This is a genomic window from Yoonia vestfoldensis (assembly GCF_002158905.1).
Classification (GTDB): Bacteria; Pseudomonadota; Alphaproteobacteria; order Rhodobacterales; family Rhodobacteraceae; genus Yoonia; species Yoonia vestfoldensis_B.
Genome location: NZ_CP021431.1, coordinates 1,835,065 through 1,861,889, shown reverse-complemented (window position 1 = coordinate 1,861,889; position 26,825 = coordinate 1,835,065). Strand labels below are relative to the sequence as shown.

General features: G+C 64.2%; 27 protein-coding genes. 15 read left to right on the top strand and 12 right to left on the bottom strand.

Features of this window, described 5'->3' with window-relative positions; translation table 11 throughout:
* Positions 1 to 146: 146 nt before the first annotated feature.
* Positions 147 to 2,105: a TonB-dependent receptor domain-containing protein gene (locus LOKVESSMR4R_RS09205; protein ID WP_087207753.1), complete on the bottom strand. Its 1,959-nt coding sequence runs from the start codon at positions 2,103 to 2,105 to the stop codon at positions 147 to 149.
* Between the two features lie 141 nt (positions 2,106 to 2,246).
* Complete coding sequence (locus tag LOKVESSMR4R_RS09200) at positions 2,247 to 3,272, bottom strand: MBL fold metallo-hydrolase (RefSeq protein ID WP_087207751.1); 1,026 nt, start codon at positions 3,270 to 3,272, stop codon at positions 2,247 to 2,249.
* A gap of 121 nt (positions 3,273 to 3,393) precedes the next feature.
* Between LOKVESSMR4R_RS09200 and LOKVESSMR4R_RS09195 the strand changes: the two genes are divergently transcribed.
* Positions 3,394 to 4,332 carry a LysR family transcriptional regulator gene (locus LOKVESSMR4R_RS09195; RefSeq protein WP_157898180.1) on the top strand — a complete coding sequence of 313 codons (939 nt, stop codon included), beginning with the start codon at positions 3,394 to 3,396 and terminating at the stop codon, positions 4,330 to 4,332.
* A 56-nt stretch (positions 4,333 to 4,388) separates the two neighbouring features.
* Here LOKVESSMR4R_RS09195 and LOKVESSMR4R_RS09190 read toward each other — a convergent pair whose 3' ends face one another.
* Positions 4,389 to 4,673, bottom strand: a complete 285-nt coding sequence (locus tag LOKVESSMR4R_RS09190; RefSeq protein ID WP_087207746.1) for a DUF2218 domain-containing protein — start codon at positions 4,671 to 4,673, stop codon at positions 4,389 to 4,391.
* A 218-nt stretch (positions 4,674 to 4,891) separates the two neighbouring features.
* Here LOKVESSMR4R_RS09190 and LOKVESSMR4R_RS09185 point away from each other — a divergent pair, with 218 nt between their 5' ends.
* The 4 genes from LOKVESSMR4R_RS09185 to LOKVESSMR4R_RS09170 are packed head-to-tail and all read left to right on the top strand — an operon-like array spanning position 4,892 to position 8,430.
* Positions 4,892 to 5,800 carry a siderophore ABC transporter substrate-binding protein gene (locus LOKVESSMR4R_RS09185; RefSeq protein ID WP_087207743.1) on the top strand — a complete coding sequence of 303 codons (909 nt, stop codon included), beginning with the start codon at positions 4,892 to 4,894 and terminating at the stop codon, positions 5,798 to 5,800.
* 5 nt (positions 5,801 to 5,805) lie between these two features.
* The gene (locus tag LOKVESSMR4R_RS09180; protein ID WP_087207741.1) at positions 5,806 to 6,741 is read left to right on the top strand and encodes an ABC transporter permease; all 936 of its coding nucleotides are present in this window, start codon (positions 5,806 to 5,808) and stop codon (positions 6,739 to 6,741) included.
* Positions 6,734 to 7,678 carry an iron chelate uptake ABC transporter family permease subunit gene (locus LOKVESSMR4R_RS09175; protein WP_087207739.1) on the top strand — a complete coding sequence of 315 codons (945 nt, stop codon included), beginning with the start codon at positions 6,734 to 6,736 and terminating at the stop codon, positions 7,676 to 7,678. The genes LOKVESSMR4R_RS09180 and LOKVESSMR4R_RS09175 overlap by 8 nt, the downstream gene beginning before the upstream one ends.
* Positions 7,675 to 8,430, top strand: a complete 756-nt coding sequence (locus LOKVESSMR4R_RS09170; RefSeq protein ID WP_087207737.1) for an ABC transporter ATP-binding protein — start codon at positions 7,675 to 7,677, stop codon at positions 8,428 to 8,430. The genes LOKVESSMR4R_RS09175 and LOKVESSMR4R_RS09170 overlap by 4 nt, the downstream gene beginning before the upstream one ends.
* Before the next feature lie 18 nt (positions 8,431 to 8,448).
* On the opposite strand, the gene LOKVESSMR4R_RS09165 is transcribed toward LOKVESSMR4R_RS09170, so the two are convergent.
* Positions 8,449 to 8,952 (bottom strand): RrF2 family transcriptional regulator, encoded by a 504-nt coding sequence (locus LOKVESSMR4R_RS09165; RefSeq protein ID WP_087207735.1) that lies wholly within the window; start codon positions 8,950 to 8,952, stop codon positions 8,449 to 8,451.
* Between the two features lie 110 nt (positions 8,953 to 9,062).
* Between LOKVESSMR4R_RS09165 and LOKVESSMR4R_RS09160 the strand changes: the two genes are divergently transcribed.
* From LOKVESSMR4R_RS09160 to LOKVESSMR4R_RS09145, 4 genes are all read left to right on the top strand, one after another.
* Complete coding sequence (locus tag LOKVESSMR4R_RS09160) at positions 9,063 to 10,472, top strand: cytochrome ubiquinol oxidase subunit I (RefSeq protein ID WP_087207733.1); 1,410 nt, start codon at positions 9,063 to 9,065, stop codon at positions 10,470 to 10,472.
* 5 nt (positions 10,473 to 10,477) lie between these two features.
* Positions 10,478 to 11,482: a cytochrome d ubiquinol oxidase subunit II gene (gene cydB, locus LOKVESSMR4R_RS09155; protein WP_087207731.1), complete on the top strand. Its 1,005-nt coding sequence runs from the start codon at positions 10,478 to 10,480 to the stop codon at positions 11,480 to 11,482.
* Positions 11,482 to 11,586: a DUF2474 domain-containing protein gene (locus LOKVESSMR4R_RS09150; RefSeq protein WP_087207729.1), complete on the top strand. Its 105-nt coding sequence runs from the start codon at positions 11,482 to 11,484 to the stop codon at positions 11,584 to 11,586. Before cydB ends, LOKVESSMR4R_RS09150 begins: the two co-directional genes overlap by 1 nt.
* Before the next feature lie 132 nt (positions 11,587 to 11,718).
* The gene (locus tag LOKVESSMR4R_RS09145; RefSeq protein WP_087207727.1) at positions 11,719 to 13,716 is read left to right on the top strand and encodes a TonB-dependent receptor plug domain-containing protein; all 1,998 of its coding nucleotides are present in this window, start codon (positions 11,719 to 11,721) and stop codon (positions 13,714 to 13,716) included.
* Between the two features lie 33 nt (positions 13,717 to 13,749).
* Here LOKVESSMR4R_RS09145 and LOKVESSMR4R_RS09140 read toward each other — a convergent pair whose 3' ends face one another.
* Complete coding sequence (locus LOKVESSMR4R_RS09140) at positions 13,750 to 14,247, bottom strand: MarR family winged helix-turn-helix transcriptional regulator (RefSeq protein ID WP_087207725.1); 498 nt, start codon at positions 14,245 to 14,247, stop codon at positions 13,750 to 13,752.
* Positions 14,248 to 14,511: 264 nt separating this feature from the next.
* Here LOKVESSMR4R_RS09140 and LOKVESSMR4R_RS09135 point away from each other — a divergent pair, with 264 nt between their 5' ends.
* The gene (locus LOKVESSMR4R_RS09135) at positions 14,512 to 15,111 is read left to right on the top strand and encodes a hypothetical protein (protein WP_157898179.1); all 600 of its coding nucleotides are present in this window, start codon (positions 14,512 to 14,514) and stop codon (positions 15,109 to 15,111) included.
* A gap of 6 nt (positions 15,112 to 15,117) precedes the next feature.
* Here LOKVESSMR4R_RS09135 and LOKVESSMR4R_RS09130 read toward each other — a convergent pair whose 3' ends face one another.
* The 5 genes from LOKVESSMR4R_RS09130 to LOKVESSMR4R_RS20145 form a co-directional block, all read right to left on the bottom strand.
* The gene (locus LOKVESSMR4R_RS09130; RefSeq protein WP_237331944.1) at positions 15,118 to 16,089 is read right to left on the bottom strand and encodes a S8 family serine peptidase; all 972 of its coding nucleotides are present in this window, start codon (positions 16,087 to 16,089) and stop codon (positions 15,118 to 15,120) included.
* Positions 16,090 to 16,235: 146 nt separating this feature from the next.
* Positions 16,236 to 17,066 (bottom strand): carbohydrate ABC transporter permease, encoded by an 831-nt coding sequence (locus LOKVESSMR4R_RS09125; RefSeq protein WP_087207718.1) that lies wholly within the window; start codon positions 17,064 to 17,066, stop codon positions 16,236 to 16,238.
* Complete coding sequence (locus LOKVESSMR4R_RS09120; RefSeq protein ID WP_087207716.1) at positions 17,063 to 17,938, bottom strand: carbohydrate ABC transporter permease; 876 nt, start codon at positions 17,936 to 17,938, stop codon at positions 17,063 to 17,065. The genes LOKVESSMR4R_RS09125 and LOKVESSMR4R_RS09120 overlap by 4 nt, the downstream gene beginning before the upstream one ends.
* 3 nt (positions 17,939 to 17,941) lie before the next feature.
* Positions 17,942 to 19,237, bottom strand: a complete 1,296-nt coding sequence (locus LOKVESSMR4R_RS09115) for an extracellular solute-binding protein (protein ID WP_087207714.1) — start codon at positions 19,235 to 19,237, stop codon at positions 17,942 to 17,944.
* 25 nt (positions 19,238 to 19,262) lie between these two features.
* A complete protein-coding gene (locus LOKVESSMR4R_RS20145; RefSeq protein WP_157898178.1) occupies positions 19,263 to 19,499 on the bottom strand; it encodes a hypothetical protein in 237 nt (78 codons plus the stop codon).
* A gap of 124 nt (positions 19,500 to 19,623) precedes the next feature.
* On the opposite strand from LOKVESSMR4R_RS20145, the gene LOKVESSMR4R_RS09110 reads away from it, so the two are divergent.
* From LOKVESSMR4R_RS09110 to LOKVESSMR4R_RS09100, 3 genes are all read left to right on the top strand, one after another.
* Positions 19,624 to 20,613 (top strand): lysylphosphatidylglycerol synthase transmembrane domain-containing protein, encoded by a 990-nt coding sequence (locus LOKVESSMR4R_RS09110; protein ID WP_087212924.1) that lies wholly within the window; start codon positions 19,624 to 19,626, stop codon positions 20,611 to 20,613.
* 100 nt (positions 20,614 to 20,713) lie between these two features.
* Positions 20,714 to 21,628, top strand: coding sequence for a DMT family transporter (locus LOKVESSMR4R_RS09105; protein ID WP_204248772.1), 915 nt, complete (start codon positions 20,714 to 20,716; stop codon positions 21,626 to 21,628).
* A 106-nt stretch (positions 21,629 to 21,734) separates the two neighbouring features.
* Positions 21,735 to 22,580 carry a YihY/virulence factor BrkB family protein gene (locus LOKVESSMR4R_RS09100; protein ID WP_087207712.1) on the top strand — a complete coding sequence of 282 codons (846 nt, stop codon included), beginning with the start codon at positions 21,735 to 21,737 and terminating at the stop codon, positions 22,578 to 22,580.
* 62 nt (positions 22,581 to 22,642) lie between these two features.
* Here LOKVESSMR4R_RS09100 and kynU read toward each other — a convergent pair whose 3' ends face one another.
* Both kynU and LOKVESSMR4R_RS09090 read right to left on the bottom strand, forming a co-directional pair.
* Positions 22,643 to 23,851: a kynureninase gene (gene kynU, locus LOKVESSMR4R_RS09095; protein WP_204248748.1), complete on the bottom strand. Its 1,209-nt coding sequence runs from the start codon at positions 23,849 to 23,851 to the stop codon at positions 22,643 to 22,645.
* Entirely contained in the window at positions 23,848 to 24,606 is a 759-nt protein-coding gene (locus tag LOKVESSMR4R_RS09090) for an SDR family NAD(P)-dependent oxidoreductase (RefSeq protein WP_087207710.1), read from the bottom strand. Before LOKVESSMR4R_RS09090 ends, kynU begins: the two co-directional genes overlap by 4 nt.
* A gap of 81 nt (positions 24,607 to 24,687) precedes the next feature.
* On the opposite strand from LOKVESSMR4R_RS09090, the gene LOKVESSMR4R_RS09085 reads away from it, so the two are divergent.
* Together LOKVESSMR4R_RS09085 and LOKVESSMR4R_RS09080 are read left to right on the top strand one after the other, a co-directional pair.
* Positions 24,688 to 25,137: a methyltransferase family protein gene (locus tag LOKVESSMR4R_RS09085; protein ID WP_087207708.1), complete on the top strand. Its 450-nt coding sequence runs from the start codon at positions 24,688 to 24,690 to the stop codon at positions 25,135 to 25,137.
* 105 nt (positions 25,138 to 25,242) lie between these two features.
* On the top strand, positions 25,243 to 26,817 hold the full coding sequence (locus tag LOKVESSMR4R_RS09080; protein ID WP_087207706.1) for a Re/Si-specific NAD(P)(+) transhydrogenase subunit alpha: 1,575 nt from the start codon (positions 25,243 to 25,245) through the stop codon (positions 26,815 to 26,817).
* Positions 26,818 to 26,825: the final 8 nt, after the last annotated feature.

Genomic DNA, 26,825 nt, shown 5'->3' with positions numbered 1-26,825 from the left:
CCGCCCCCGCCGGGGCGTTCTGTCTGGCACGGATCGTTATGTTATAACATTACATAGCACAAGCGGAAAACAGCATTGCCAGACAGGATCAGACAGGGCCGGGTAAGATCGCTGATCTATGGCCAAGCCAAGCGCCTATCACGGGGCTAGAATGTGGCGGTCAGGCCCAGCTGCAGGGTCTGCCCGTTCTTGGCTGTGCCCTGATCCTCTTGGGTGATCGCGGTGTCTGTGAGGTTGAAGACCGCACCGCGCAGGGTCAGCTGGTCATTGAGCGGATAGCTGAGCCCGATATCCAGCGTGGCATAGCCGTCATATTCGGTGACGACCTTGGCCCCGCGCGAGATGCTGGCGGTGCTGCTGTCACCGATGTAATTGGCCGCCGCCCAGAGATCGAGACCTGGCCGCGCAGTCTGCCAGTCAAACCGCAGGCTGGCCTGATGGCTGGGCGTGCGCGAAAACGGCTCGCCTTGCAGATCACCGGTCAGCTGTTCGGAATGGGTATAGCTATAGCTGCCGCCGATCTTGACGCGTGCTGTGACAAAATGGCTGGCGGTGATTTCGACGCCTGCGGTCTCGGCCTTGCCGATGTTGAACCATTCATAAAGATCGGTGGTGCCGCTGAATTGCGTGCCGGTGTCACGGCTGTCGATCCGGTTGCGAAAATCGGTCTTATAGGCGGTGATCGCCGCCGTGGTCAGGCCGGTTTCATAACGCAGGCCCAGCTCATAGCTGGTGCTTTCCTCTGGTTCCAGGTCGGGATTGCCGGGCACGACAGCGCGCGCGCAGCTGCCGCCGGTGCAGGAATAATAGCTTTGCGTGGTCTCGCGCAGCTCTGGCGTTTTATAGCCGGTCGAGACCCCACCCGCCAGCACCAGATGATCGGTGATCGCATAGGTCGCATAGGCCCGCGGCGTCAGCGCGCCGCCGAAAGTGGCGTCATCGGTATAGCGCGCCCCCAAGGTCAGCGTGACGCGGTCGGTCAGATCCCAGACATCTTCGGCAAAGACGGCCCATTGGCGGTTGTCGAACCGGGTCGTCTCGGTCTCGCCCAGGCCCAGGTTCTGGTCGCGGATCGCCGTGTCCAGGATTTGCAGCCCCAGCGTCAAGCCGTGGTTGCCCTGCGCCCCGGCGGTGCCGGATGCCTTGAAATCAAAGCTGGTGGTGGTGATCTCGGGCGCGCGTCCGGTGCGCGAGGTCGATGTTTCGCGCTGGGCCTCTTCCTGCGCCAGCAGCGTTGTCAGATCCCAGCCGCCCCGTGCGCCCTCATATCCCAGCGCGGCGGTCCGGCGGCGGTCGTCGAATTCGGTCGCATCGCCGGATCGGCGCATATCGGTGCCGCCAAATTGCAGGAAAAACGTCTCTGTGGCCCAAGGCGCCCATGTCAGCCGTGCGGTGTGATCGGTGACATCGCGATCATCCGCCCCGACGACAGACCCGTTTTCCAGCCGGCTTGATCCGGCACGGTCCAGCCTGCGCCCCCAAAGCTGCAGGCCCAGCGTCTCGCCCGCCAATGGCCCGCTGAGGTAATAGGTCCCTTGGGTCTGGGCGCTGTCGTCGGATTCGACCGGGGCCATGGTTTCGACCGTGACAGAGCCGGTCCAGACCGGGGCCACGGGCTTGGTGATGATATTGATCACACCGCCAATCGCATCAGAGCCATAAAGCGCCGACATCGGGCCGCGCAGGATTTCGATCCGCGCGATCGCGGCGACGGGCGGGATGAAATATTGGTCCACACCGCCGCTGCCATTGGTGCGCGACTGGCGCGAATTCAGCCTTTGCCCATCGACCAGCAGCAGCGTGTATTCTGCGGGCATCCCGCGGATCAGGATATTCTCGGCATCGGTGCCACCCGCGACCGCCACACCGGGCACGCCGCGCAGCGCATCGGTCAGATCGCTGACCCCGGCTGTTTCCAGCTCTGCGCCGGTGACGACGGTCACGCTGGCGGGCGCGGTCAGCGGATCAACCGCGATGCCGGCCGCTGACAGGATCAAGGACCCCAGATCGAAGGGCGCAGGCTCTTGCGCCAGCGCGGCATAGGGCAGGGGGCACAGCAGCAGGCTGGCCAGGGTTTTGCAGGTAGAGATGGTGGCAATGCGCATAAGAGATCCCTTGATAAGGCATGAGATGTCTGGGTGATGCGCGCAAAGGGCGGTGCCTGGACGGTTGCGCGCTGCCTAGCGCAGCGGCGCGCGCCATATCAAGCGCAAGCGCCGGTCTGATCTATTAATTGCCATGCCAGATCATGGGTTTTGCTTATCGCTTTGCACGGCGGCCGTGATCCGCGCAGCCTGGGCCAGCGCGCAATGTTCCAGCACGGTGAACAGCGCATGCCCGCTGTCGCCTGCCACAAAAGGATGCGGCGCACCGGGCGCACGGCTGGCCAGCGCGGCCAGTTTGTCCAGCGTGCCGTCGCGGCGCGGATGGGCCGATAGCAGCACATCGACCCCTTCGGCATCTGCCAGCGCCCCCGCCCGGCGCGCCGAGGCCGCATATTGCCGGAAAATGCCGGGAAACCGGCCGAAATTGAACCCGGTTCCCCCCCACAGCAGCGCCCGGTGTACGCTGTCCCCGTCACGCAGATCCAGGATTGGCGAGATCGTGCCGGGCGTATGCCCCGGCGTGACAAAGATGCGCAGCGTCGACTCGCCAAAGCGCAGCACCTGGCCATCGGTGACGGTGCCGCCGGGCTGCGGTGGCGGGCCGAAACGCGGATGGGTTCCCAGGCTGGCGACCAGATCCCAATCTTCCTGCGTCATCAGCACATCAATACCCAGCCTTTCGGCAACCAGATCGGCGCCGCCGTAATGATCACCATGCCCATGCGTGACCAGCACCGCCGTAATCGCGCGCGGGTCGATCCCTACTGCCGTCAGCCCGTCAAACACGAATTTCTGGGCTTCGGCATCGGTGTTCAGCCCGTCGATCAGGATATAGCCAGCGGGCGTGCCATAAAGAAAGGCCGTCACCGATTCGGTGCCCAGCACCCAAAGATTGTCAAAGAGCTGCGTCGGCGGAATCGGCTGTGGTGCATTGCCCTGACGCTGTTGCTGGGCCGCGCCGGTCGCAGTGGCAGGCCGTGGCGCGCGCGGGGCGTTGACGTCGCGGATACGCGCCTGCAGATCACACAGACTGGCATAGCCCGGAAAATCCGCCGCCGCCGCCAGCCCGATGCGCGCTTGGGCCTCGGCCTCGGCCATATCCTGGGCCTGCAGCGGGGCTGCGGCGAGACAGGCCGCAACGAAAGGCGCAATTCCCCGGCGTATCATCTGGCGTTCGTCCCTTGGCTGCTATCTGGCCCAGCGATAGCGGATCTGCCGAAACTGCACCATTGCAGGATGGGGTTTTGCCGATTACTTATAAAAACACTCGATAAGAAAGTTGCATGTCTTGCCCCTAAGCGCCACCATCTTGCGCAACCGCTTTACCCTGCGGGCCAAGTTCCGCCATATGCAGGTGCTGATCGCGCTGGCAGAGCTGGGCAGCATGCGCCGCGCGGCCAGTGCGCTGGGCATGACGCAGCCTGCGATTTCCCAGATGGTGGCCGAGCTGGAACGCCTTGTCGAAACCGCGCTGTTCCAGCGCCATGCGCGCGGCGTGACGCTGACCGCCGCCGCAAGCGAGCTGTTGCCCGCAGCGCAATCCATCCTCGCCAGCCTCGATGATGCCGCCGAGCGGATGTCAAGCCGGTTGCAATATGGCGCAGGCGTCATCCGCATCGCCGCCAGCCCGGCGGCGGCGGGTGCCTTGTTGCAGGGGCGGCTGGATGATTTCCACCAGCGGTTCCCCGATACCCATCTGCATATCGTCGATCCCAGCCCCGATATGGTCGCGGCGGGCGGCGCTCTTGGGGATTATGACATCCATTGCACCCGCAAGCCGGCTGTGGTGCCTGCGGGATGGCAGTTTCACGATTGTGTCGCTGACCGTTTGACGGTGATCTGCCATCCGTCGCATCCGCTGGCGCAGGGCGGCCGGGTGCCGGTTGCGGCCTTGGGCGATGCGGTCTGGCTGTCGCACCGGGTCGGATCGGTGGCGCGCGCGCGGCTGGAAGATGCCGCAACACGCCATGGCTGGCCGCAGCTGACGCTATGCCGGATCAATGCGCATATCCCCGAACTGACACGCGAATTGCTGATGGCTGGCACGCGGCTGTCACTGATGCCGCGCTCTGTCATGCTGCCGTGGCTGCAAAGCGGTGTCTTGGTCGAGATCGACAGCGCGCTGACCCAGCCGCTGGCGCCGCTTGGCTGCCTGTGGCGCCCCGAGAGCAGCGCGCGATCCGTCGCCAATGCGGTGATGTTCCTGCAGGAAGCAGGCCAGCAATAACCGGCTGACGATCGCGTGCCGGGCGGCCCCGCGAAAAAACCCCCGCTGAAAGGCTGTCAGGCGGGCTGCCAATCCATCGTGTCGAACCCTTCGCGAAAGGCGAAACGCCGCAGATGGTCGTCGATGATCTGGCGCGCGCGGATCACGCCAGCCGCGTCATCGGCGGTGATGGTGATCGACAAAGCCGCAGGGCTGGCGCTCAGCACCGCAGGGCCGGTGGGCAGCGCGATCCGGCCTGCGCATTCGTCAAACTCGACCGCCAGCTTATGGGCAAAATGCTTGCAAAGCTGTTGCAGGTATTTTGATCCATGCGCGGTCTCGAAACGGGCCTTTGCAATCATCGGCATCGGGTTTTCCTTTGCAGGGGGGATTCTTTCTGAGCGTTTTAGTCAGAATAAGGCTTGCGCGCAGGGGATGCAATCCGTATGTCCCGCCTGATGCCGCGCAGCCACGCCATGAGGGCCAGCCACGCCTGTGACCACCCACGCCTGTGAACACCCACGCCTGTGACCACCCACGCCTGTGAACACCCACGCTTGTGACCACCAAGGAGCCCCTCATGCGCAAAACCTTTCTCGGCGGCCTGTTGGCCCTCGCCCTCGCCGCGCCTCTTGCGGCCCAGACAGTGACGATTGACACGGCCATTGGCCCGGTCCCGCTTGCGGCCAATCCGCAGAAGATCGCGGTTTTCGATATTGCCGCCTTGGACACGTTGACCGCGCTGGGGATCGACGTTGCTGGGGTGACCGACAAGGTCTATCTGCCAAGCCTCGCCCCTGTCGCGGCAAAGGCGCAGGTGATCGGCACTTTGTTCGAACCCGATTTCGAGGCGCTTGTCGTGATGCAGCCCGATCTGATCATCGCGGGTGGGCGGTCGTCCACGCAGGTTGCGGCACTGTCGGAGATCGCGCCCACCATCGATATGACGATCTGGGGCGCAGGGCTGCTGGATCAGGCGCGCGCGCGGATCGCGGCCTATGGGCTGCTCTTTTCCGCCCAAGAGGCCGCGCAGGGGCTGACCCAGACGCTGGAGGCCAAGATCGCCGCCGCACGCGCTGCGGTTGCAGGCAAGGGCAATGCGCTGATCCTGCTGACCAATGGCGGCAAGATCTCGGCCTATGGATCCCAAAGCCGCTTTGGCTGGCTTCATACAGAGATCGGCCTGCCAGAGGCGGTCGCGGGGCTGGATGATGAAACCCATGGCCAATCGGTGTCTTTTGAATTCGTCGCCGAGGCCGATCCTGATTGGCTGGTGGTGGTGGATCGCGGCGCGGCCATTGGCGCGCAGGCCGAAGCGGCGGTTGCGACGCTTGATAACCCGCTGATCGCGCGGACGGCGGCGGCGCAGAACGGGCGCATCATCTATCTGGATGCAACGCCGCTTTATATCGCGGGGGGCGGGGCCAATGCGGTAATGCAGACGCTGGACGAGATCATCGCGGCCTTCGCCGCCGAGGTCGAAGGCTAAAGCGCTTGTCCCGCCTCTGGCTGATCCCGATCCTGGCGGGGCTGATCCTGATCAGCCTGGCGCTGGGTGCGGCCTCGCTGTCGCAGGATGCGGGCTGGCTGTTGATGGTCAGCCGCATCCCGCGCACGCTGGCGGCGCTTTTGGCGGGGGCGGGCTTGGCGCTGGCGGGGGTCGTGGTGCAGCAGGCGGTGCAGAACCGGCTGGTCGAACCTTCGCTGACCGGCACGCCCGAGGCCTGTATGCTGGGTCTTTTGGTGGTCACCCTGATCGCGCCGGGCATGGCGGTGGCGGGCAAGATGCTGGTGGCGGCGGCATCGGCGCTGGTGGGGATGGGCGGGTTCTTGATGCTGGCGGACCGGGTGCCGCGACAGGACCCGATGCTGTTGCCGATTGTCGGGCTTGTCTATGGCGGCATTCTGGGGGCGGTGGCGACCTGGTTCGCCTGGTCTGCGGATCTGATGCAATATCTGGGGATCTGGATGCTGGGCGAGTTTTCGGGGGTGATGATCGGGCGCTATGAATGGCTCTGGTCGGTGGCCTTGCTGGCGGGGCTGCTTTATGTGCTGGCGGACCGGATCACGCTGCTGGGGCTGGGCCAGACGCAGGCGCGCGCGCTGGGGCTGGATTATGGCCAGACCCGCGCGCTGGGGCTGGTGATCGTGGCGGCGCTGACGGCCTTGGTGCTGGTGACGGTCGGGGCCTTTCCTTTCGTCGGGCTGGTCGCGCCGAACCTTGTATCGCGCTGGCGTGGCGACAACCTGCGCGCCAACCTGCCTGTTGTGGCGCTTTTGGGGGCGATGCTGGTGCTGGGGGCCGATGTGATCGGGCGGGTGATCCGCTATCCGTTCGAGATACCGGCCGCGACGGTCTTTGCGGTGCTGGGGGCGGGGGTCTTTTTGTGGCTGCTGCGCAAAGCAGCAGAGCGCGCGCCACATGGCTGACCGGCGCAACTTGTGGCTTTGGCTGGCGCTTGGGCTGGTCTCTGCGGGGTTTCTGGCCTGGCAATTGCGCGCGCCGCAGGATGTGATCCTGGTGCTGCGCGGTCAAAAGCTTTTGGCGCTGATCTGTGTGGGGGCGGCGACGGGGGCAGCGACAGTGCTGTTCCAGACCATCGCGATGAACCGGTTGCTGACGCCCGGCATCGTCGGTTTCGACGCTTTGTTCGTGCTGATGCAGACGCTGCTGGTGGCCGCGCTGGGCGGTGTCGGGCTGGCGCAGATCCCCGGCACAATCCGCTTTGGGCTGGAAGCTGCCGTGCTGGTCGGGGCGGCCAGCGCGCTCTTCGGCATTTTGCTGCGGCGCGATGCGGGTGATATCACCCGGATGATCCTGACCGGCGTGATCCTTGGCGTGTTGCTGCGCGGGCTGGCCAGCATGGTGCAGCGCCTGCTGGATCCATCGGAATTCGCCGTGGTGCAACAGGCGATGTTCGCCTCTTTCGGGCGGGTGCCCGCCGACCAGCTGACGGCCGCCATATTGTGCCTTGGGGGCGCGCTTTTCGTTGCGCTGCGCATGGCACCGGCGCTGGATGTCGCGGGGCTGGGGCGCGGGGCTGCGCGGGGGCTGGGGCTTGATCATGACCGCCTGGTCAGGGTGACGCTGATGCTGATCGCGGTGCTGGTGGCGGTCTCGACCGCGCTGGTCGGGCCAATCAGCTTTCTTGGGCTGCTGGCGGCAAGCCTGGCGCGCCAGATCACCGATACCCACCGCCATGCCGTGCTGATCCCGGCGGCGGCGCTGATCGGGGCGCTGATCCTGGTCGCGGGGCAATTCATCTTCGAGCGGCTGCTGGGCCAGCAATCGGCGCTGGCCGTGGTGGTCGAGTTTTTGGGCGGGCTGTTGTTCCTGGCACTTGTTCTACGAAAGGTCCGTGCATGATCGAGATCGCTAAACTCAGCCTGCGCGCCGGTGCCACGCCGATCCTGCATGACATCGATCTGCGGCTTGAAAAAGGCGGGATCACCGCGCTGATCGGGCCGAATGGCGCGGGCAAATCCAGCTTGTTGCATTGTATCGCGGGGCTGTTGCGCCCGCATGCGGGGCAGGTGCGCATCGACGGGCTGGACCCGTTGCGCGCGCCCGGCGTCCAGCGCGCGCGCAGTGTCGCCTTGTTGCAGCAATCCCCGATGGTCGTCAGCCGGTTAAGCGTGCGCGAGCTGGTCGCTTTTGGCCGCTGGCCGCATCACCGCGGCCGGGCAACGGCGCGCGACGCCGAGATCGTCGCCGAGGCGCTGGCGGCCTTCGCGCTGGAGGATCTGGCCACCCGCCAGATAGAGACCCTTTCGGGCGGCCAGCGCCAGCGCGCCTTTATCGCGATGACCTGGGCGCAGGACACGCCCTGGCTGCTGCTGGATGAGCCGCTGAACGCGCTTGACCCGCGCCATGCGCGCGATCTGATGGCGCGGCTGCATGGATTGTCGCGCAATGCCGCGCGCAGCGTTGTCATCGTGCTGCATGATATCAATGCCGCTGCGGGCTGGGCCGACCGGATTGTCGCGCTCAAGGATGGGCGCATCCTGGCGCATGACCGCACCGCCGCGCTGCTGACCCCGCAGATCCTGGGCGGGGTCTTTGATACGCCCTTTGATGTGCTGACCCATGCGGGCAGGCCGGTGGTGGTGGCGCGCTGATCGCCTGATCTGTTCTGGTCAGCTATAGCTGTCTTGGGGCAAGGGCGCAGGGGCTGGCACTGGGGCAGGCACGGGGGCGGGGGCCACGGCGGGCAGGCCAAGCCGGGCCAGCAGATCGGCGCGGTTGACCGCGATATCAGCCACGGTCAGATCATCCAGCACCGCCATGAACGCCGCTGTCGCCTGATGCAGCGCGGCGGATAATTTGCAGATGCCGCGCAGCTTGCAGCTATTGGTCACGGGGTTGAAACATTCCACCAGATCCAGCGGCCCTTCGGTCAGGCGGACCACATCGCCCACGATGATCTTGCTATCCGCACGCGCCAGCCGCAACCCGCCCTTGGGGCCGCGCACCGTTTCGATAAAGCCTGCCTGCGCCAGCTGATGCACCACTTTGGTCAGATGCGCGCGGTTGATGCGATGGGCCTTGGCGACCTCGTCGATGCGCACCAGATGCGGCGCGCGGATCGCGGCCATCTGCAAGGTGCGCAGCGCATAATTGGTATAATTCGTCAGCTTCACGGGTATCTCCGGCAGGATGTGGCATCACGCCACCTAATCCGATCTTGCAAGAATGCAAAACCATCGCTAAAGATATATTTGTAATGTATCAATATGAATGAGGTCAATCCATGTTGGGTCTTGACGCGATAGAGCTGGCGCGCATCCAGTTTGCCTTTACCGTATCGTTCCACATCATCTTTCCAGCCTTCTCAATCGGGCTGGCCAGCTATCTGGCGGTGCTGAACGGGTTGCACCTATGGACCGGCAAGGACATCTATCTGCGGCTGTTCAACTATTGGAAAACCATCTTTGCGGTGGCTTTTGGCATGGGCGTGGTGTCCGGCATCGTGATGTCCTATCAATTCGGCACCAATTGGTCGGTGTTTTCGGACAAGGCCGGCCCGGTCATCGGCCCGCTGATGGGCTATGAGGTGCTCTCGGCATTCTTTCTCGAGGCGGGCTTTCTGGGCGTGATGCTCTTTGGCCGCGAAAAGGTCGGGGCGCGCGCGCATTTCTTTGCCACGCTGATGGTGGCGATTGGCACGCTGGGCTCGGCGTTCTGGATTCTGTCGGTCAACAGTTGGATGCAGACCCCGCAGGGGCATGGCATCAACGAGGTCGGCCAGTTCATCCCGCTGGATTGGTGGGCAATCGTGTTCAACCCGTCCTTCCCTTACCGGCTGGTGCATATGGTGCTGGCGGCCTATCTGACCACGGCGCTGGTGGTGGGGGCTGTGGGCGGGCTGCATCTGTTGCGCGACCGGATGGACCAGGGCGCGCGGGTGATGTTTGCCATGGCGATGGGGATGCTGATCGTCGTCGCCCCCTTGCAGATCCTGGCAGGGGATTTCCACGGGCTGAACACGCTCGAACACCAGCCCGCCAAGATCGCCGCGATGGAAGGGCATTTCGAAAGCCACCCCGAGGGCGGCGCGCCGCTGATCCTGTTCGGCCTGCCCAATGCCGCCACCGAGACCGTCGATTACGCAGTCCAGATCCCCTATCTGTCCTCGCTGATCCTGACGCATGACCTGACATCGCCCTTGCCAGGGCTGGCGGATTTCCCCGTCGATGAACGCCCGCCCGTGGCAATCGTGTTCTGGTCGTTCCGGATCATGGTGGCGCTGGGCTTTGCGATGCTGGGGCTGGGGATCTGGGCGCTGGTGGCGCGGATGCGCGGCAATCTTTATGACCGCAAATGGCTGCACCGCGCCGCGATCGTGATGGGGCCAAGCGGTTTTGTTGCCGTGCTGGCGGGCTGGATCACCACCGAGGTCGGCCGCCAGCCCTGGACGGTCTATGGCCTGCTGTCGACCAATGACAGCGTCGCACCGGTCGAGGCGGCGGCGGTCGCATCCTCTTTGGTGGCGTTTATCCTGGTCTATTTCATGCTGTTCGGTGCGGGGACCTATTACATCCTGCGGCTGATGAACAAGCGGCTGGCGGATCGTATCCCGCTGACATCCATCGGCCCGATCCGCACGGCAGGGATCACCCCGGCCCCGGCGGTCGATGATAAATTCATTCCGGTGGAGTAACCATTATGATCCTTGATCTTGCATTCATCTGGGCCGGGCTGATCGCCTTTGCGGTGCTGGCCTATGTCATCCTTGACGGGTTCGACCTTGGTGTCGGGATCCTGTTTCCCTTCCTGCGCAGCACTGCCGACAAAGACCTTGCGATGAACACGGTCGCCCCGGTCTGGGATGGCAATGAGACCTGGCTGGTGCTGGGCGGTGGCGGCTTGTTCGCGGTGTTTCCGCTGGCCTATGCGGTGGTGATGCCCGCGCTTTATGTGCCGATCATCGTGATGTTGCTGGCGCTGGTCTTTCGCGGCGTCGCCTTTGAATTCCGCTGGCGCACGCAGCGGGGCAAGTTCCTGTGGGATATCTCTTTTGCCTTTGGCAGCATCATGGCCGCCTTTGCGCAGGGGATCGCGCTGGGCGCGCTGGTGCAGGGGATCGCGGTCGAGGGCCGCGCCTATGCCGGGGGCAATTGGGATTGGCTGACGCCCTTTTCCATCCTGACCGGCGTGGCGCTGGTGGCGGGCTATGCGCTGATGGGGGCCAGCTGGCTGGTGATGAAAACCGATGGCCCGCTGCGCGCGGCGGCCCGGCGGATGGCGGTCTGGACCGGTGCGGTGACCATCGCGCTGGTCGGGCTGGTCAGCCTGATCACGCCTTTCCTGAACCCGCTTTACCTGGACCGCTGGTTCGGCTTTCCCAATGTGCTGTTCAGCGTCTTTGTGCCTGCGGCGATCCTGGCGGCGATGCTGGTCTTTATCAAAGGCCTGCGGGACAATCGCGACGCCTGGCCGTTTCTGGCCACGGTTGCGCTATTCGTGCTGTCCTTCATCGGGCTGGGGATCAGCTTTTATCCCTATATGGTGCCACCCTCGCTGACGATCTGGGATGTCGCGGCGCCGGATGAAAGCCTGTGGTTCCTGCTGGCGGGGGCTTTGGTGCTGGTGCCGATGATCCTGGCCTATACCGGCTATGCCTATTGGGTGTTTCGCGGCAAGGTCGATCCGGCCGGAGGCTATCACTGATGCCGCCGGTCTTGCGCAAATCGCTGTGGTTCGTGGGGTTCTGGCTGGCGGGTGTCGGCACGCTGACCATCGTCGCGCTGATCATCCGGGCGATACTCTTTTGACCCAGACCCTGCCGCCAGCACCGGTGCTGCTGGCGGCATAATTCATGCAGTTGCATGTTTAGTGCTGCCATGCTATCTGCCGCGCATAGCCAGGACGATCTCTCAGCCAGAAATCACTGCCCGGAGTAGAAAATGGCTGTCCTGTCTGCGCATGCGCGCCCCTCTTTGTCCTTGTCTTGCCTGTTTTGCAGCACTGCGCTGGCGCTGTGCCTGGCGCCCCCGCTTTTCGCGCAAGAAAGCGGCGATCCGGCCTTGCTGGGCACTTTGCTGCTGGACCCGGCCGTGATGCGCGCGCTTGATCCCGACGGCAATGCGGCGGATCGGGGCAATAGCCAATATGTCGCCGAGGCCGAGCTGGACCGCGCGCGGATGGGGGATCTGAAGGATCTGTTCAGCGGCATCGCCTCGGTCTCGGTCGGGGGCAGCATCCCGATTGCGCAGAAGATCTTTGTCAATGGCGTGGATATGCTGAACCTTGCGGTTAGCGTCGATGGGGTGGCGCAGAATAACCGGCTGTTCCACCATGTTTCTGCCAATGCTTTTGATCCGGGGCTGCTGAAATCCGTGCGTGTCGATGCGGGTGCTGCCCCGGCCGATGCGGGGCCGAATGCGCTGGCAGGTGCAGTGGTGATGCAAACCGTCGATGCGCGCGATATCCTTGCGCCGGGGCAGCAAACCGGCGGCAATGCGCGGCTGTCTTATGGCGATAACGGCGAAAACTTTGGGCGGTCGCTGACCCTGGCCACCCAGCATGAGGGGTTCGAGCTGCTGGCCTATGGCAAGCGCGTCACCGGCGCGGATTACGAAACCGGTGCGGGGCTTGTCGTCCAAGGCAGTGCGGCCGATCTGGCCACTTCCCTGTTGAAACTGGCCTATGAATCCGATACCGGGCACCGCTTTACGCTCTCGGGCCAGCAGATGCTGGATGATGCGCTGCGGCCGTTCCGGGCGAATTTCATCGCCGATGGTGCCGCGCGCCCGCTGCGCCGCTATGATACCCAGCGGCGCAGCGCCGGGTTCAGCTATGAAAACACCCAAGCCAGCGGGTTTTGGGACCCGCGTATCGTCTTTGGGCAATCCGATGTCAGGATCGGCGTGGATCAGCCGACCTCTCCGGCGTTGGGGGTCAGCCGGGGCACCACCGAAACCCAATCCGGCAAGATCGAGAACCGGTTCCATCTGGGCGCGACCGATACGGTGACCGCAGGGCTGGATTTCTATGACCGCACCAGCCGTTACCGCGACGATAGCACCGCCGCCATCACCGAAAGCGCGCGCAATCTGGGTCTTTATGCCCAAGCACGGCTGGACCCGACCACGGCGCTGTCGCTGTCATTCGGGATGCGCTGGGACCAGCAGGATTTTACCGGCACCTCCGGGTTTGCGCAGGATTACGAAGGTGCCAGCGGCAATATATCGGTGGCCTATGACGTCACCGACAGGCTGACCCTGCGGGCAGGGGTGTCATCGGTCTTTGGCGGGTTAAGCATCGAGGATAATTTCATCTTCAACCCCGGCTGGGCCTATGAGGCGCTGGAACCGGCACGGGCCACGAATTACACCTTGGGGGCCACGCATGACAGCGGCGCCTTGCAGCTGGAGGCCGAGATCTTTTTGACGCAGATCGACGATGCCCGTGTCAGCAGCTATGCCGCCAATGCCAATGGCGATCTTGAAACCAAAGGGTTCAACCTTGGTCTGGGCTATGGCTGGCAGGGCGGTTTCCTGCGCGCCAGCTATGCCTATAGCGCATTAGAGGTGAACGGGGCCGGGGCGGATAGTTTCACTGCCTTGGATCTGGGCACGCCTTTGGGCGGTGTGCTGGCGCTCGAGGCGCAGCATACCCCGCTTGGCAGCGCCTTCACCTATGGCGGCAGCGTCGCGGCGGCGCAGGATTACACCAAGACAGAGGGTTTCGCGGATCAGACGCTTGCGGGCTATGCGGTCTTGAACCTGTTCACTGAATATCGCCCCGCCGGCATCGACGGGCTGGTGGTGCGCGCCGCTGTCGATAACGTCTTTGACGCCAGCTATACCGACCGCGCGACCTATGGGGCCGATTTCGCAAGCCTGACCCCGCTTTATGAACCGGGGCGGACCTTGGCGGTGACGGCGGGCCTGAGCTTTTAGGCCTGCGGCGGCGGTGATCCGGGGGGCAGCGGGTCAGTCGTAAAGCCGGTTCAGCATCCGCGTCAGCGCATAGGCCTCTTGCGGGCTCAGCCGTCCGGACAGCGATGACTGGATCTCGGCGACATAGATCTGCCAGACCTGTTGATGCAGGCCCTTGCCCTTGTCGGTCACGCGCAAGACCTGCGCGCGTCCGGCACCGCGCCCCGGACCGGCCAGCGCGTCACGGCGGATCAGCCCGGCCTTTTCAATCCGGCTGACATGGCGCGACAGCGCATATTGCGGCAGGCACAAACGCCGTTCCAGCGCGATCATCTGAAGCCCCTCTGGCCCGGCCTCTTCGGTGGCCAGCAGGATTTCATACCAGATCGGATCCGCGATCCCGATGCGGCGCAGCGATTTGGCAATCGGCGGCACCAGCGTGCGATTGACCCGCATCAGCGCGAAAAACAACCGGTTATACCCGATCTGCGGATCCTCATCGCCAAAGGCGGTCTGATCCGGCGTCGCTGATGCTGGGGGCGAATGGTCCACGCGCTATCCTGTCAGGCTCTTTGCGCGCTATAGCCGATCCGGTCCGGCTTGGCGAGGGTGCAGTCCCGGTCTGGGGCAGCTGATCCTGTGCAAATGGCCACAGATATGGACGCCGCGCCGATGCATGTTATGTCTGGCCCAAGACATGCCGCGCCGTGATCTGCACGCGCCCGCTGGCGCCGCCGCATTGTCGGTTTTGTTCCCGAGTAATCTGGTCGTAGAATTTCGCCATCTGCCCAGCGGCAGGATGGCATGAACGCAAGGATGCCCGCGATTAAGCGTTTTCATCATCTGCAAAGCTGGGTCGGGCTGATCCTGCTGGTCCTTCAGGGCCTGATCCCCGCGACAGCCGCCTGGGGGCAGGGGCTGTGGGAAAGAACCTCTTTGCTGGATCTGCGCGCCGGATCGGTCCGGTCCGATCTTGCGCGCGATCTATCGGCGGGGCGTTATGCGCTTGAAGACGGCACAATGGTTGATCTGTTCGACTGGTACCGGCCACGGGTCACCGATCTGAACATCCTGTTCCTGACCGAGCTAGAGCCTTCTTTTGCCCTTATCTGGGGGATCAGCACCGGCGAGACCGGCCAGAAATACCGCATTGATCCGGGGCTTTGGCTGGGGGTCTTCTACCGCGCCGAGCTGGCGGAAAATCAGGTTCTGACCTTCGCCGCCCGGACCCTTCTGGGCGGGGCGATGCAGGAACGGCCCTGCGTGGCCTTTTACACCATTCTGGACGCGTTCACCCAGGTGAATTGCCGGCTTGCCGCATCCACATTGCCGCCCCAGGACACGCTGCAATTTCTGGTCAATGAACCGGGGAGCATCGAAACGACTTTTTCGCTGCGCTATGAAATCCGCTTTTAGCGGTGGCTATCTGATAGAGGCAGGCGCAAGCGCCCGTGCAATGCTGGCCTCGCCCCGGCCATGCAGGGCGGGGTCGTAATTCAGGATCGTATCCGTGCGCGCGCTTTGCAGCAATTGACTGGTAATCTGGCGCGGCGTTGCCGTGGTGAATTTGCTGCCAAGCACGGCGGCATAGCCGCTGACGATGGGGGCGGCAAAGGATGTGCCGTTCAGGCTGGTCAGGTCAGAGCGCAGCCCGACCGCCAGATATTGGTTCTGCACCACGGGATCGCTGCCCGCGAAATTCGAAAAAGAGGCAAGGCTGACAGGGTTTGCCTCGGTCCCATGCCCCACCAGCGCGCCGACGAAAATCGCCGTATCAGCCCCGATCAAGGCCCGGTCGAGGTAATCAACCTCGCCGCTGGAATTGACGCCGCCCATCGCGATCGCATGATTGCCTGCGGATTTGACGACAACCGCCGCCCCGTTTTCTGCATGGTCGATGACAGAGCTTTCGCGTGCGGTCCAATCGATCTGCGCATCGCTCAGACCAGAGGGGGCGAACATCCCATAGCTCAGGTTCAGCACATTCAGCATGCCCGCGCCCAGCTGCACCGATTGGGTCGCGGTGAAATCCTGCGTGACGCGTGTGGCATCAGGCGCCATCAGCGCGGTTTGCAGATCAACCCATTCACCATGCCGCAGGCGCTGTCTTTCATCTGTCAGCCGCCCGAATGTCTTATCTCCAGAGGTGAAATCATCAATGATGGTGATCTGCGCGCCCTGGCCAAGATAGCCCTGATCCCATGCCGCCTGAATCTCGGGCTGTATCCAGCTGTAATAGACCCCGGCGTTCGATCCGGTGACCCCGGCAGCCCCACCCGCAGGCGGCATTGTGCTTTGCGCTGCGCCACCGCCCATACAGGCCGACAGCAGCGCCAGGCCGGTCACCGCAAGGCAGATGCGTCCAGTGATCGAAAAGGGGGATTTTGCCGTCATATTCGCAACCTCGCTGCGCCGCGCGCTTGCCGATGCAATCACGCAGCGCATTTGATATCAGCACAATGTCGCATGGTGAAGCGCACGACTGCGTGATATCTTAAGATAGCGTCGCGCGCCGTGATTCGGGCCCTCTCTGCCGCGCGCTAGCCTTTGACCGCCCCCGCCATGATCGCCCGCAGGATCAGCCGTTGCAGCGCCAGAAACGCGGCCAGCGCGGGCACCACCGCCACCAGACAGGCCGCCGCCAGCAGCTGCGTGGTCGAGGCCGAGCTTGACCCCGCGAAATTATAGATCGCCACGGCGATGGGCAATTGCCCGTCGCGGGTCAGCAGGATGAAAGGCACCAGAAACTGCGACCAGCCCATGATCATGTTCAGGATAAAGGCCGAGGCCAGTGCCGGTGCCGCGAGCGGCAGGGTGATCCGCCACAGGATTTGCGCGCGGTTGCAGCCGTCGATGGCGGCGGCCTCTTCCAATGCTTGCGGGATCGCATCAAAGCCGACCTTGATCAGCCAGACCGACAAAGGCAGGCCGATGGCCATATAGACCGCGATCACCGATGCATGGCTTTCCAACAGCCCCAGCCGGTCCAGATAGCGGTAAAGCGGGATGATCACGACCAAGGGCGAAATCATCTGCACCATCAAGATGCCGACCATCAGCGGCCCCTTGCCGTGGAATGTGAACCGTGACGCGGCATAGGCCGCAGGGGTGGCGACAACCACCGCCCCCAAAGCCCCCAGCGCGCAAAGCTTGACCGCGTTCCACAGATAGATGCCGAACGCTCCATCGGTCAGGATCTGGCGGAAATTGGCCAGGGTCGGGGCCTCGGGGATGAAACGCGCAGCGCCCAGATAAACCTCTGCCGGGGTGCGCAGCGACAGCGACACCAGCCACAAAAGCGGCATCAGGAACAAGGCCGCCAGCGCGATGCCCGCCAGATAGGTCAGCAGATCACCGATGCGCGGGCTCATCGCGCGCCCCGCCGCATCAGGATCGCCAGATAGACCAGTGTGAGGATCATGCTGATCGCCAGCAACAGCACCGCCAGCGCCGCGCCGCCGCCCAGATCATAGCTATAGAACACGCGGTTGAAGATATTGAGCGACAGCACTTCGGTCGCCCGGCCCGGCCCGCCGCCGGTCAGCACAAGGATCGTGTCGAATGTGTTCAGCGTCTGGATCGTCACAAGCACCGTATTCACCAAGATCGCCCCGCGCATCTGCGGCAAGGTGATGAACAGCAATTGCGCAGGCGCGCTGGCCCCGTCCAGGGCGGCGGCCTCGTAAAGCACCGGATCAATGGCGCGCCGCGCGGCATAGAAGACGATCATCGAAAAGGCGGCACCTTGCCAGACATTGGCGATCACCGCAGAGGCCATGGCATTGGCAGGGTCCGACAGCCAGGCGACAGGGGCCAGCCCGATCAGGCGCAGGGCGGAATTGATGGCACCGAACGGAGCCTCTGAGAACAGCATCTGCCAGATCAGCCCATTGGCGATGCCGGGGATCACCCAAGCCGCCAGCACGATGGTCCGCAAAAGGCCCATCCCCCATAGCCCGCGCCTGTCGCCGCGCATTAACAGCAGCGCGATGGCCAAGCCCACGGCTTGCAGGCTGATCACGCTCAGCAGGGTGAACAGCGCCGTATTGCGCAGGATCGCAGGCAGGCTGCTGTCGCCATAGGCCGCGCGATACCCGCCCAACCCGTAACCCGTGACCGGGCGCAGCAGCGTCGCATCGCTAAAGCTGAGCCGGATCACATCCGCGACGGGCACCGCGAAGACCAGGCCCAGCACCACAAGGACCGGCATGAACCACAGCCAGATGCGCCGGTCGCCGGTCATCCGCTATTGGCGCGCATAGGCCGCATCGACGGCGGCAGCCGCAGCGTCCAGCGCATCCTCGGGCGTGGCGGCCCCCGACAGCACATCACCCAGCAGGATCTGCAATTGATTGCTGATCTCGGGGTAGATCGCGGCACCGGGGCGGGCGACACCGTTCACCAAAGCTGCGGCAAAAGCATCATATTCCGGCCCGTCAAAGGCATCATAGGCGTCATAGATACCGGCCGAGGTGGGCAGCAGCCCTTGGAAAGCATTGCCCTCGGTCGCGTAGATCTCATAGGCGATGCGGGCGCAGATCTCGACCGCGGTCGGATCATCGCTGAACGCCCCGATGGTCCAGCCGCCGGTGCCGGTCGCGCGCTGGTCAGGCGTCGGGCCGGGCAGTTCGCTCAGTTCCCAATTGGCGAATTGATCCGCAGGCAGCGTGCCGCGCAGCTGGCCATATTGCCAATTGCCGCCGATGAACAGACCGGCGGTGCCAGCGGCCGCGGCGGCGTTGAATTCATCGTAATTGATGATCGTGACCACCCGCGAGGGGGCGGCCCCGCTCTCGACCAGGTCTTTGTAATAAGTGATCGCGGCCAGCATCTTGGCGCGGTTGTCACCTTGGTTGAACACCGGCCGGCCCTCGGCATCGACCAATTCGCCACCCTGCGCCCAGAAATTCGGCAGCCAGTCAAAGGCCGTGCCTTCCCAGCGGCCGCCGTTGAACAGCACGCCTTCGCGGCCAGCCGCGACCGTGGTCAAGGCGGCGGCTTGCAGATCGTCCCAGGTGGCGGGGGCGTCAGGCACCAGGGATGTGTCGCGATACAGCACCTGCAAGCTGGTGAACCACCACCAGGCCAGCAGATTGCCATCCGCATCGGTCACAGCGTCGCGCACGAAGGGAAACAGATCGGCGATCTGGTCCTGGCTGAAATGCGCGTTCATCGGCGACAGAACCCCCGCTGATTTGAACAGCCCCAGCTGAGAGCTGTCGATCATCGCGCAATCGGGGCCGCGCCCGGCGCGCACCTGTTCCAGCATCCGCGCCTGTTCCTGCCCGATATTGTCGGTCTGCAGCTGCGTCGCGATCCGCCAATCGGGGTAATCGGCCATCAGGTCCAGAAATTGCGTCTCGAAAAAGGCGCGCGTGGCAGGGTCAGACGAATAAAGATCAAAGCCCGTCAGCCGGAAGGTCATGACATTGGGCGCATCCGCAGGGCCGACACGGTCGCGGGTGATCAGATCCTGCGCGACAGCCGCCGCGCCGGTCAGCGCAAGGGCGGCGGATAAAGGAAAGGCAAGGGTGCGACGCATTGGGAAAACTCCTTTTGGTAAGTGATCAGACCAGACGCAGGCCAAGCGCCACGAGGACGCGATGGGCATTGGCGGGGGCATTGGCGGGGGCATTGGCGGGGGCGGGGGTCGGGTGTTCGGGGGTCGGGTGTTCGGGGGTCGGGTGTTCGGGGGTCGGGTGTCGGGGGCGGACAGATGGGACGAACCGGCCAGACAGGCGCAGCCTTGCCCCTTGCGGCGGGGTGGCTTGTCTTGGGGCGGGTTGCGGCTCTGCGATGGTCACATTGATCCTTTAGACATCGGGCATCCAGTAAACATAGGGGCCGCAGCGCCGAGGTCCAGCGACAGGCCGGGGCGCGCAGACAAGCGCTTGCAATTGCATGCAAGCGGCGGATATCTCGCGCCCCATGTCCCAACGCCCTGATCCTGATCGCGTTCCCGATCCTGCGCCGCCCCGCAGGCATGTCTGGGCTGCGCTGCGGATCTGCGTCACCTTGGTCCTGCTTGGGCTGCTGTGGCATCTGACCGATGGGCCGCAGGTGCTGGCCTTGCTGGCGCAGGTGGAATGGCCCTGGTTGCTGGCGGCTTTGGCCATGGCGCATGGGCAGGTGCTGCTATCGGCGTTGCGCTGGCGGCTGACAGCGGCGCAGCTGGACCAGCCGCTGCGCAAAGCGGATGCGATCGGCGAATATTACCTGTCGCAATTCATCAATCTGGCGGTGCCGGGCGGCGTGCTGGGCGATGCGGGCCGCGCCCTGCGCCAGCGCCATCAGGCCGGGATGCTGCGCGCGGCCCAGGCGGTGGTGCTGGAACGGCTGGTCGGGCAGATGACGCTTTTCGCGGTGATGTTCTGCGGGGTGATCGGGGCGGTCATCGTGCCGGGCGGGCTTTATCTGCCGGGCTGGGTCAATGATCTTGTCGGCTGTCTGGCGCTGTGTGTCATCGCGCTGGCGGGGCTTGGCGCGGGTCTGATGCAGCTGCGCGGGCCGGTGGCGCGCGCGGCGGCGGGGTTTCTGGCGGCGCTGCGGCGCGCGGTTCTGGCGCGCGGAGTCTGGCCGCGGCAAATGGGGCTGAGTATCGCGATCCTGGCCTGCAATCTGGGCAGCTTTGCCTTTTGTGCGGCGGCCACCGGCTCTGATCTGGGCTTTGTCGCGGCGGTGACGATCCTGCCGCTGATCCTGACCGCGATGATGATCCCGCTGTCGGTGGGTGGCTGGGGGCTGCGCGAGGGGGCCGCCGCAGCACTTTGGCCGGTGCTGGCCGCCCCAGCAGAGGCCGGGATCGCGGCCAGCATCGCCTTTGGTCTTGTGATCTTGGTGGCAAGCCTGCCGGGGGTCTGGGTGCTGCTGTCCCGGCGGCGACCACGCGCAGCGCAACAAGGCCCCAAAGCGCGCTAGGACCGGTGCCAGCAGCGCCGTGAAAGCGTCGCAAACGGGCGATCTGGGGGCCGGGGCGGGCGCTAGGCTGGGCCTGTCGTTGATCATCAAGGATTGCCCTTTGTCTGTCGCCCCGCCGCTTGCCCGCGATCTGGCCGCGCATCGCCAAGGTGTGCTGCTGGTCTTTGCCGCTGGCGTGCTCTGGTCCACCGTCGGCCTTGGCGTGCGGTTGATCGAGGATGCGCTGGTCTGGCAGATCCTGTTTTACCGGTCTGTCAGCCTGTCTGTGTTCCTTTATCTGGTGATCCGCTGGCGCAGCCCGCAGGGCGTTTGGGCGCAGGTCAGGGCCTGCGGTTGGGCCGGAGCCATCGGCGGGCTGGCGCTGGTGGCGGCCTATGCGGGGGGGATCTATGCCATTCAGGCCACATCGGTGGCCAATGCGATGCTGCTGTTTGCCACATCCCCTTTCATGGCGGCGGTGCTGGGGCGGCTGGTTCTGGGCGAGACCGTGCGCCGCGCGACATGGGGCGCGATCGGCGTGGCGCTGATCGGGATCGCGGTGATGGTCGCGGATCAGACCGGCGATGTCACGCTGCATGGATCGCTGGCGGCCTTGGGGTCCGCGCTGGGCTTTGCGGTCTTTACCGTGGCGCTGCGCCGGGGCAGGGCGGCCGAGATGTTGCCGGCGGTATTCGTCTCGGGGCTGCTGGGGATCGCGGTGATGGGGGTGATCTGCCTCGCGCTAGGCCTGCCGCTGGTGCTGTCGCCGCGCGATGGCGGGCTGGCCATGGGGATGGGGGTGTTTCAGGTCGGCGCCGGGCTGATCCTTTACACGCTGGGATCAAAAAGCCTGCCTGCCGCCGAATTGACCCTGCTGTCACTGGCCGAGGTCCTGCTGGGCCCGTTCTGGGTCTGGCTGTTTCTGGGCGAGGCGGCGGGGCGCAATACCTTGCTTGGCGGCGCGGTCCTGCTGGCGGCGATTGCGGGCAATGCGCTATCGGGCAAAAGGCGCAAACCGCCCCCGATTTCCCCCTGAGCCGGGCAGGCGGCGGAACCTTTGCCTTTGGCAAACGCTATGTTAGCGTGACAGGCCGATCTGCGCCGCGCGCTGCAAATCGGCAATCATCCGGGGGAAAAGGGTCATGGCCGCGTTCAGGACAATCTGGCAGAAAGGCAGCGCCGTGCTGCAGACAGCCAGCGAGACGCATCTTGGGCTGATCGCGGCGGGGGTGGCGTTTTTCGGCATGTTCGGGATTTTTCCGGGGCTGGCGGCGATCATCGCGATTTTCGGGCTGATGGCGGATCCGGCAGTGATCGCAGAGCAATTGACGCTGATGGAAGATATCATTCCTGCGGATGCGTTCCGCCTGTTGCAAACGCAGGTGAACGGGCTGGTCAATGCGCCCTCGCAGGCGCTGGGCTGGGCCAGCGTGGTGTCGATCCTTGTCGCGCTCTGGTCCTGCCGGGCGGCTGTGGGTGCCTTGATCGGCGGGTTGAACGCCATTGCCGGACAGGAACAGCGCAGCGGGCTGCGGCAGGTGATCGTGGCGCTGCTTTTGACCTTTGCGCTGGTGTTTCTGGCGATTGTCGCGGTCAATGTCGTGATCGTGCTGCCGATCGTGATGGCTGTGTTCCAGGTCCCCGCTGGCACCGCCTGGCTGTTGGAAGGGCTGCGCTGGCTGGTGGCGCTGGGGGTCTTGCTGGCGGCGCTGGGCTTGCTTTACCGCTTTGGCCCGGTGCGGATTGAAAGCCGTGGGCGCTGGGTGACGGTGGGGGCGCTGGTGGTGATCGTGCTCTGGATCGCGGCCTCGGCGGGGCTGTCGTTCTACCTGACCAATTTCGCAAGCTATAACGAGGTTTACGGATCCATCGGGGCGGTGATCGGGATGATGCTGTGGCTTTATGTCAGCGCCTATCTGATCCTGCTGGGCGCGGCGCTGAATATGCATGTGCATGGCAATCCCGCCCAAGCGCCTGCGGCGGATTAGCGGACCGGGCCCTTGCGGGCCTCGGTGCCTCCGGCGGGGATATTTTTACTCGGAAGAGGGTGTCACGTCACGGCCGCCTTTTGTTGGAATTCCGCCCTGTCCCAGAGCCGGTCATTCATCACTTTGGCGATGATCGCCACCGCGCGGGCCACATCGCCTGCGTCGATGAACAGCGGCGTGAAGCCAAAGCGCATGATATCGGGGGCGCGGAAATCGCCGACCACGCCTTGCGCGATACAGGCCTGCATCGCGGCATAGCCATCGGCGAAACGGAACGAGACCTGTGACCCGCGCGCTGCGGGATCGCGGGGGCTGGCCAGTATCAGCATCGGGCAGCTGGCCTCTATCCCTGCGATGAATTGGTCTGTCAGCGCGACAGAGGCTGCACGGATGTCATGCAGATCAACCTGGTCCCAGATATTGAGCGCGGCATCAAGGGCGGCGAGTTGCAGCACCGGCGGCGTGCCGACGCGCATCCGTTCGATCCCGGTGCCGGGGCGGTAGCCGGGTTCAAACGCGAAAGGCGCGGCATGGCCGAGCCAGCCCGACAGCGCAGGTTGGCAGCGGGCGATATGGCGGGGGGCCACATAGATGAAGGCGGGCGCGCCCGGTCCGCCGTTGAGGTATTTATAGGTGCAACCCACCGCGAAATCGGCACCGCAGCCTGCTACATCCACGGGCAGGGCACCTGCGGAATGCGCCAGATCCCAGATCGCGATGGCCCCGGCATCATGCGCCTTTTGCGTCAGCGCCGCCATGTCATGCATCCGCCCGGTGCGGTAATCGACCTGCGTCAGCATCAGCACGGCCAGATCGCTGTCGATGTGATCGGCGACATCCTCGGGGGCGACCACGCGCAATTCATAGCCGCGGTCCAGTGACCGGATCAGCCCTTCGGCCATGTAGATATCGGAGGGGAAATTGCCGCTATCGGTCAGGATCACCCGCCGGTCGGGCACCAGGTCAAGGGCGGCGGCCAGCGCCTGATAGACCTTGACCGAGAGCGTATCGCCCAGAACGATATGCCCCGGCTCCGCCCCGATCAGCCGCCCGATCCGGTCGGCATAGGTCGTGGGCTGCGCCATCCAGCCTGCGCGGTTCCAGCCGGTGATGACCATTTCGCCCCATTCGCGGGTCACGCAATCAGCGATTCTTGCGGCGGCGGCGCGCGGTAGCGGGCCAAGAGAATTGCCGTCCAGATAGATCATGTCGGCGGGCATCTGGAACATCGCCTTGGTCTGGGAAAAGTCGCGGATCATGGTCTTGGTCATACCTGGCCTCCTGAAATCTGGATCGTCTGCCCGTTCACGCTGCGCGCGCCATCCGAACAGAGCCAGAGCGCGGCGGCGGTGGTTTCATCCACCTCCAGCAGGCGGCGGTGCCGGTTGCCCTTGGCGATCAGCTCCACGGCACCGGCCTCATCCAGATCAAAGCGTTGCATCAGGCCGGGCAATTGGTTGCGCACGATGGCCGTGTCCACATAGCCCGGACAAAGCGCGTTAAAGGTGATGGGGCGGCGCATATATTCTTCGGACAAGCCACGGATCAAGCCGATCACGCCATGTTTGCTGACCGTATAGGGCACCGCGTTTTTCAGCCCCCGCAGACCGGCGATAGAGCTGACGACGATCATTCGCGCGGGCAGGTCGGCGGGCAGGGTTTCCAGCGCCGCCTGAAAGGTCAGGAACACGCCGTCCAGATTGGTGGTCATCGTCTGCCGCCAGGCCGCCAGCGAGGTTTGCGCGAAAGGCCCGCCAAGGGCGATGCCCGCATTGGCGACGCAAATCTGCACCGGCCCGCGCGCGGCGGCGGCAGCGGCGATGCCCGCGCGGATGGAGGATTCGTCATCCACATCCATGATCAACACATGCAGGCGCGGATGGCTGGCTGCGACCTGCGCCAGCCGGTCGCCATTGCGCCCGGTGATGGTGACCTCGGCGCCCGCCGCGGCCAGGGCCAGCGCAATGCCTTTGCCGATCCCTGATCCGCCGCCCGTGACCAGCGCGTGTTTGCCTGCATGTTCCATGATGCCCCTCCGATCCTTGCGCCCATGCTACCTGCAAGGCAGGCATGGACAAGCGCAAAGCGGCACGGCACAAGACCTGGCATGAAATGGATCGATCTTCCCCCTGTCTGGCTGGCGCTGGCGCTGGTGATGGCCTGGCAGATCAGCCGGCTGCAACCGGCGGCATTGGCGATCAGCCATCCGGCGCTGGATCTGCTGGGCGGGCTGCTGGTGGGCGCTGGTCTGGTGCTGATGCTGCTGGCCCTGGCCGAGATGCGCCGCCGCAAGACCACGTTCATTCCCCACCGCGAGGCTGATGCGCTGGTCACCACGGGGGTGTTTTCACGCAGCCGCAATCCGATCTATCTGGGCGATGCCTTGATCCTTGCGGGGCTGGCGCTGCGCTGGGATGCGCCTGTTGCGCTGCTCTTGGTGCCTTTGTTCATGGCGACGATCACCCAGCGGTTCATCCTGCCCGAAGAAGACCGCCTGCGCCGCAAGTTCCGCGCCGATTTTGCGCGCTATTGCGAAAAGACCCGCCGCTGGCTGTGACTGTTAGCGCACGACAGGAAAGGACTTTGCAGCCGTTGTCTTGTGAAACAATCTTTCGCAGGATAAGTCCGCTGTGACTGCTGACACAAATATGGGGGATGGTCCGTGAAAATCGGCACACCAAAAGAGATATTTGCTGGCGAAGACCGCGTCGCAATGACGCCTGCTTCGGCGAAAGACCTGCAAAAACTGGGCTATGATTGCGTGATCGAAACCGGCGCGGGCGTGGCGGCGGGTTTCACGGATCAGGCCTATAAAGAGGCCGGTGTCGAGGTCGTCAAGACCGCGGCCGCCCTTTACAAGGCCGCCGATATCATCGCCAAGGTCCGCCCCCCCGAAGAGGCCGAGGTCAAGCGCCTGCGCGAGGGGCAGACGCTGATTTCCTTCTTCTATCCGGCGCAGAACAAGGATCTGATGGAGGCCGCCAACGCCAAGGGCGCCACCGTGATCGCCATGGATATGGTGCCGCGCATCAGCCGCGCGCAAAAGATGGATGCGCTGTCCTCGATGGCCAATATCGCGGGTTACCGCGCGGTGATCGAGGCGGGCAATAATTTCGGGCGCTTCTTCACCGGCCAGATCACCGCCGCTGGCAAAGTGCCGCCCGCCAAGGTGCTGGTCGTGGGGGCCGGGGTTGCCGGTCTGGCCGCGATCGGGACCGCCACATCGCTGGGTGCGATCACCTATGCGTTTGACGTGCGCCCCGAGGTTGCCGAACAGGTCGAATCGATGGGGGCGCAATTCGTCTTCCTTGATTTCGAGGAAGAACAGCAGGATGGCGCCAAAACCGGAGGCTATGCCTCGGTTTCCAGCCCCGAATTCGCGGCGGCCCAGCTGGCCAAATTCCGCGAGATCGCGCCCGAGATGGATATCGTCATCACCACGGCGCTGATCCCTGGCCGCGATGCGCCGGAACTGTGGACCCCCGATATGGTCGCCGCGATGAAGCCCGGATCGGTGATCATCGACCTTGCCGCTGAACGCGGCGGCAATTGCAAGCTGACGGTCAAGGATGAAAAGATCGTCACCGATAATGGCGTGACGATCATCGGCTATACCGATTTCCCCAGCCGGATGGCGGCGCAGGCCTCGACGCTTTATGCCACCAATATCCGCCATATGATGACCGATCTGACCCCCGCCAAGGATGGCCAGCCGGTCCATAATATGGAAGATGACGTGATCCGCGGGGCGACGGCGACCCATCAGGGGGCGGTCACATTCCCGCCGCCGCCGCCCAAGATCAATGCCATCGCGCAGGTTGCCAAAAAGAACCAGCCCAAGGAATTGACCGCCGAGGAAAAGCGCGCCAAGGAAACCGCAGATTTCAAGGCGCAGACCCGCAATCAGGTGACCTTGCTGACGGTTGGTGCGGTGCTGCTTTTGGGCGTCGGTCTGGTGGCGCCTGCCAGTTTCATGCAGCATTTCATCGTTTTCGTGCTGGCGGTTTTCGTGGGCTTTCAGGTCATCTGGGGCGTGGCGCATAGCCTGCATACGCCGCTGATGGCGGTGACCAATGCGATTTCGAGCATCATCATTCTGGGGGCGCTGACGCAGATCGGGTCGGGGTCATGGCTTGTCGTGGGGCTGGCCGCATTGGCGGTATTCATGACCGGCATCAATATTTTCGGCGGCTTTCTGGTGACACGGCGCATGCTTGCCATGTTCCAGAAGTCGTAAAGGGGTCA

What these genes read in the sequence shown, in the direction of transcription:
- LOKVESSMR4R_RS09205 (WP_087207753.1), bottom strand. Translation starts at nt 2,105, where the DNA reads ATGCGCATTGCCACCATCTCTACCTGCAAAACCCTGGCCAGCCTGCTG.
- LOKVESSMR4R_RS09200 (WP_087207751.1), bottom strand. Translation starts at nt 3,272, where the DNA reads ATGATACGCCGGGGAATTGCGCCTTTCGTTGCGGCCTGTCTCGCCGCA.
- LOKVESSMR4R_RS09190 (WP_087207746.1), bottom strand. Translation starts at nt 4,673, where the DNA reads ATGATTGCAAAGGCCCGTTTCGAGACCGCGCATGGATCAAAATACCTG.
- LOKVESSMR4R_RS09185 (WP_087207743.1), top strand. Translation starts at nt 4,892, where the DNA reads ATGCGCAAAACCTTTCTCGGCGGCCTGTTGGCCCTCGCCCTCGCCGCG.
- LOKVESSMR4R_RS09175 (WP_087207739.1), top strand. Translation starts at nt 6,734, where the DNA reads ATGGCTGACCGGCGCAACTTGTGGCTTTGGCTGGCGCTTGGGCTGGTC.
- LOKVESSMR4R_RS09170 (WP_087207737.1), top strand. Translation starts at nt 7,675, where the DNA reads ATGATCGAGATCGCTAAACTCAGCCTGCGCGCCGGTGCCACGCCGATC.
- LOKVESSMR4R_RS09160 (WP_087207733.1), top strand. Translation starts at nt 9,063, where the DNA reads ATGTTGGGTCTTGACGCGATAGAGCTGGCGCGCATCCAGTTTGCCTTT.
- cydB (WP_087207731.1), top strand. Translation starts at nt 10,478, where the DNA reads ATGATCCTTGATCTTGCATTCATCTGGGCCGGGCTGATCGCCTTTGCG.
- LOKVESSMR4R_RS09150 (WP_087207729.1), top strand. Translation starts at nt 11,482, where the DNA reads ATGCCGCCGGTCTTGCGCAAATCGCTGTGGTTCGTGGGGTTCTGGCTG.
- LOKVESSMR4R_RS09145 (WP_087207727.1), top strand. Translation starts at nt 11,719, where the DNA reads ATGGCTGTCCTGTCTGCGCATGCGCGCCCCTCTTTGTCCTTGTCTTGC.
- LOKVESSMR4R_RS09135 (WP_157898179.1), top strand. Translation starts at nt 14,512, where the DNA reads ATGCCCGCGATTAAGCGTTTTCATCATCTGCAAAGCTGGGTCGGGCTG.
- LOKVESSMR4R_RS09130 (WP_237331944.1), bottom strand. Translation starts at nt 16,089, where the DNA reads ATGACGGCAAAATCCCCCTTTTCGATCACTGGACGCATCTGCCTTGCG.
- LOKVESSMR4R_RS09125 (WP_087207718.1), bottom strand. Translation starts at nt 17,066, where the DNA reads ATGAGCCCGCGCATCGGTGATCTGCTGACCTATCTGGCGGGCATCGCG.
- LOKVESSMR4R_RS09120 (WP_087207716.1), bottom strand. Translation starts at nt 17,938, where the DNA reads ATGACCGGCGACCGGCGCATCTGGCTGTGGTTCATGCCGGTCCTTGTG.
- LOKVESSMR4R_RS09115 (WP_087207714.1), bottom strand. Translation starts at nt 19,237, where the DNA reads ATGCGTCGCACCCTTGCCTTTCCTTTATCCGCCGCCCTTGCGCTGACC.
- LOKVESSMR4R_RS09110 (WP_087212924.1), top strand. Translation starts at nt 19,624, where the DNA reads ATGTCCCAACGCCCTGATCCTGATCGCGTTCCCGATCCTGCGCCGCCC.
- LOKVESSMR4R_RS09100 (WP_087207712.1), top strand. Translation starts at nt 21,735, where the DNA reads ATGGCCGCGTTCAGGACAATCTGGCAGAAAGGCAGCGCCGTGCTGCAG.
- kynU (WP_204248748.1), bottom strand. Translation starts at nt 23,851, where the DNA reads ATGACCAAGACCATGATCCGCGACTTTTCCCAGACCAAGGCGATGTTC.
- LOKVESSMR4R_RS09090 (WP_087207710.1), bottom strand. Translation starts at nt 24,606, where the DNA reads ATGGAACATGCAGGCAAACACGCGCTGGTCACGGGCGGCGGATCAGGG.
- LOKVESSMR4R_RS09085 (WP_087207708.1), top strand. Translation starts at nt 24,688, where the DNA reads ATGAAATGGATCGATCTTCCCCCTGTCTGGCTGGCGCTGGCGCTGGTG.